At 70.4% G+C, this 3976-nt stretch carries 4 protein-coding genes; 2 read left to right on the top strand and 2 right to left on the bottom strand.

Annotated elements, in window-relative coordinates; genetic code table 11:
* Window positions 1–117: 117 nt before the first annotated feature.
* Both VR45_RS40345 and VR45_RS40340 read right to left on the bottom strand, forming a co-directional pair.
* Complete coding sequence (locus VR45_RS40345; RefSeq protein WP_045944954.1) at window positions 118–888, bottom strand: hypothetical protein; 771 nt, start codon at window positions 886–888, stop codon at window positions 118–120.
* Window positions 872–2113: a hypothetical protein gene (locus VR45_RS40340; RefSeq protein WP_045944953.1), complete on the bottom strand. Its 1242-nt coding sequence runs from the start codon at window positions 2111–2113 to the stop codon at window positions 872–874. Before VR45_RS40340 ends, VR45_RS40345 begins: the two co-directional genes overlap by 17 nt.
* Window positions 2114–2380: 267 nt before the next feature.
* On the opposite strand from VR45_RS40340, the gene VR45_RS40335 reads away from it, so the two are divergent.
* The gene (locus VR45_RS40335; RefSeq protein WP_234326657.1) at window positions 2381–3076 is read left to right on the top strand and encodes a hypothetical protein; all 696 of its coding nucleotides are present in this window, start codon (window positions 2381–2383) and stop codon (window positions 3074–3076) included.
* A gap of 135 nt (window positions 3077–3211) precedes the next feature.
* Complete coding sequence (locus VR45_RS40330; protein WP_045944951.1) at window positions 3212–3709, top strand: phosphoribosyltransferase; 498 nt, start codon at window positions 3212–3214, stop codon at window positions 3707–3709.
* The last annotated feature ends 267 nt before the right edge of the window (window positions 3710–3976 follow it).

Genomic DNA, 3976 nt, shown 5'->3' with positions numbered 1-3976 from the left:
CTCCCCACCCTCTTCACCACCGCCTGGCACACCGCCCACCCCTGACGGCGCGCCCCCGGGAACGCCGACGGCCCGTCCACCCCCGGAAACCGCCAGGGGCGGACGGGCCCCTCGGCCTCAGACGGGCGGCATCAGATCGCCCTCACTGATCGTGTACGTCAGCAGGGGTTGGACGAAGTCCGTCTCCCGGTTCTCGCGGCGCCGCAGCCGGAAGAACTCCTGCCGCTGCTCCTCGTCGGCCGGCACCAGGGGCTCGCCCTGCGGCAGGTACGGCTGCCCGTCAACGAACCGGAGCAGGGTCTTCGACGTCCGGAAGGTCACGCCCAGCCACCGGTTGTCCGCGGTCCGGGCCGGCGCGTCCAGGACGATCCGGTGCCGGAGCCGCCGATTCGACTCGACGGAGAACACGACCGCACTGTGGTGGAGCAGCGGGACCTCGAACGTCTCGTCACCGGCGCCCTTCGATTCGACGATCAGTTTCCTCGGCGGGTCCGCGTCGGGGTGCCGGTAGCAGGAGAAGACGGCGATGAACGACCCGTCGGCCAGGTCGAGGGCCTGGTCGGAATGGCTGCCCATGGTGGTGTACGCGTTCGTGCAGCTCTCGATGAGCGCGTTGTTGAAGCCGACCGCGAGGCCCGCACGCTCCCGGATCCGCCGTGCCAGCCGCTCGTGCACGGCCCGGAAGCGCTGCGCCGGGCCGCTGTAGCGGGTGGTGGTGCGGACCAGCGGCACGCCGCCCGTCCCGTCGATCCGGGTGAGCGTGGCGCCCTGGCGGCCCTTGCCCGTGTCCTCCAGGTGGGCCGATGCCGAGAGCTCCGCGAAGAGGTTCTCGTCGGCCGGCAGATCGTACGAGCGGACCTGGTCCGGGATGCTAGGGGTGGGGGGCAAGGTAGTCTCCCGTGTTCATACTGAAGCGGAACCCGTCGCCGTAGTCGATGAAGGACGAGGTCCTGTTCTCCTCGGCGTACAGCCGGCGCAGTTCGTCCATGCCGGCCGCTGTGGGCGGCTCCAGCCGCACCTGGTCCCCAGCCGCTTTCAGGAACGTGTGGCCGTCCCGGTGCACGGCTTCGGCACTCGAACAGCGCACCACGTACCCCAGGCGGGTCGGGAGCAGCTCGGCGTCCAACGACGAGGGCCGGATCTCGTGCGTGTAGAGGCGGTTGGTGGACAGCGGCACGAGGAACACGGAGCCGGGGTGGAGGGTCAGCGTGAACTGCGGCGGTAGTGCGACCCCGTTGAGCACGGCTGTCGGGTCCTTGAGGTGGAAGCGGAGCCTGGTCAGCCCGCTGACACCCTTCAACCCGAGGTCGAAGGGATCCTGGGCCAGGGGCCGCAGCCCGTCGAGCCGGTCGTAGAAGGTGCAGAAGGCCATGATCCCGTTGACGGGCATGTCCTTGGTCTTGTCGGCGTGGGCCGAGATCCTGGCCTTGGACTGCTTGCGCCCGTCCGTGGCACCGGAGTTGTGGTAGATCTGGGCGAGGACGTGGTTCAGCGGCGCCTGGTCGCGGAACACGGCGGCGGCCTCGCGGTTCAGCGCCTCGACGACACCCGTGTCGGTCGGGCCGAAGCCCTCGGTCGGCCCCGAGAGATTCGTGGAGCACCGCAGCAGACGGAAATGCAGGTCGTCACCGTCCCGCGTGACCGGCGTCAGATAGATCCCGCTGCGACGGGCCGTCCCGGGCTTGGTGGACTCGGTCAGCGACTGGAACGTGTGCTCCGCACGGATCCGCCCGAAGTGATCGGCGTCGGGTTCGAAGAACCGCGGGTAGTACACGCCGACACCGTGCACCCGGAGAGGAACCCGACCGAGCCCGACGACACTCCACGGCGCCTCGACGTCCCCGCCCTCGTCCCCGCCGTAGCCGTGCGACAGCTCCCGGACGACGAACACCCGCGCGGCCGCCCGCAGCCGGCGGCCACTGATCGCGGCGATGTCGCCGCACAGGTAGACGGTCCTCCGCGCGAGATCGACCGCGCCCGAGGCAAGCTCCTCCGGTGTGACGACCGACCCGAGGAAGCGCGCCACCACGTCATGACCGTGCACCACCGACGGCGCGACCAGGACGCTGCCCGCCTCCTCGACGCGGGCCTCTGCCGCCTCCGTCGCGTCCATCAGGAACTACCGCCCTTCGCGGACTTCAGTGAATTGCCCACAACCGTTGATCGACGATGGTCTCACGCGGGTCGGACAGCGGGTAACGCCTGCCCTGCGGCCGTCGCCGGGGCCCCCGCATCGCCCCGTGGCCACGGCTGGGACGATGAACCTGTGCCCGAGAAACCGAACCTGTTGTCAGGCCTGTGGCCCCTCGCGCCGTGCGGCGCGACGGACTGGTTGTTCGAGCTCTGCGGCGACGGCTTGACGGGGTTCATGCCGCCGGCGATGCCCGATGCGGCCTGGGTGCTCAACGCCATGTACGAGCACGAGCGGGGTCCGGGCGCCGTCACGCACCACGAGTACCGCCAGGCGCGGGTGGCGGACCGGAGCGCCCCGCGCGACATCGTCGGGGGCATCGACCTCGACGACGTCACCGTCACCACAGGGGGCGGCCTGGGCCGCTCCCGGCACCCGGGCCCCGGCTGGCGGCGTCTGCGATGGGCGGACCTGGCCCGGCGCACCGGTGACCCCGTGGTCCCCGACGGCCTGCTGCCCTCCTACCGCTGCTTTCCCTCGGCCAGGACGAACGGCAGCTGGCCGGTCGGTATCGCCCCACCCACCGAGGGCAGCCTGGACCGCGAGACCTGGATCCGGCTGATCGACATCCTCACCGCGCACAGCCCCGCGGGCCCGGACACCCGCTGCCTCGCCTACTACAACCCGATGACACTCGGAGCCGTCGACTTCGACAACCTCCACGTGCGGGCGGGGCGGCTCGGCGACGCCGTGAGCCTCTACGACGTGCCGGAGGCCGATCTGGCCGACTTCAGCCCCGCCAACCTCTGGGCCGAGGACCGCTCATGGGTCCTGTGCACCGACTACGACCTGTGGGCCACCAAGGTCGCCGGCCCCGCGGCCCTCGTCGAGGCCCTGCTGAACGACACCGGTGTCGAGGCGGTACGGCTGCCCTGGGCGACCTGAGGGCGAACCGCACCGGCCCCGTCTTCCACCGGCCGAGTGGCTCGCCCTCGGAGCCCGCGCGGGGCGTCGCTTCCCTCGCCTTGCCCGGCGTGCCGGTGTTCGCCGCCGGGCCGGCTGCCGAGGAGACTGTGCGCTGTGACTGATGTGCGCGAGAACCTGACCTATGAGAAGTTCGGCCTGGCGGTGCGCGAACTCGCGCGGACGATCGCCGACGACGGGTACGAACCCGACCTCATCCTGAGCATCGCTCGCGGCGGCGTGTTCGTGGCGGGCGGTCTGGCGTACGCGCTGGACTGCAAGAACATTCACCTGGTGAACGTGGAGTTCTACACGGGTGTGGGCACCACTCTGGAGATGCCCGTCATGCTGGCGCCCGTCCCCGCGGCGATCGACTTCACCGACAAGAAGGTCCTGATCGCGGACGATGTCGCCGACACCGGCAAGACCCTGAAGCTGGTGCACGACTTCTGCCTCGGTCACGTCGCCGAGGTGCGGTCCGCCGTCATCTACGAGAAGTCGCACTCGCTCGTGAAGTGCGAGTACGTGTGGAAGCGCACGGACGACTGGATCAACTTCCCGTGGTCGGTGGAACCGCCGGTCGTCCGGCGCGAGGGCCAGGCACTCGATGCCTGACCGGAGGATCGCCGTGGGGGTCGTGGACGAGGACGGCCCGGGTAGCGCTCGGGCCTGACGACGTATCGGCATGCTGCGCGGGATTGACTGCTGGAGGCGCCGGGCCCTACTTTGAACGCGTTCAATCTCGTGGAGGGGGCATGGGGATGAGGCAGAACACCGGACCGGTGGCGGCTGTGGCGGCCGTGGCGGGTGGGGGACGGGTCGGGGGGAAGGAACGCGGTCTTCGCTGCGACACCGCGCATTCCCTCACCGTCACTCTGCTCG

The organism is Streptomyces sp. NRRL S-495, assembly GCF_000966955.1.
GTDB lineage: Bacteria > Actinomycetota > Actinomycetes > Streptomycetales > Streptomycetaceae > Kitasatospora > Kitasatospora purpeofusca.
This window is presented reverse-complemented; position numbering and strand designations above follow the sequence as displayed.

What these genes read in the sequence shown, in the direction of transcription:
- VR45_RS40340 (WP_045944953.1), bottom strand. Translation starts at nt 2,113, where the DNA reads ATGGACGCGACGGAGGCGGCAGAGGCCCGCGTCGAGGAGGCGGGCAGC.
- VR45_RS40335 (WP_234326657.1), top strand. Translation starts at nt 2,381, where the DNA reads ATGCCCGATGCGGCCTGGGTGCTCAACGCCATGTACGAGCACGAGCGG.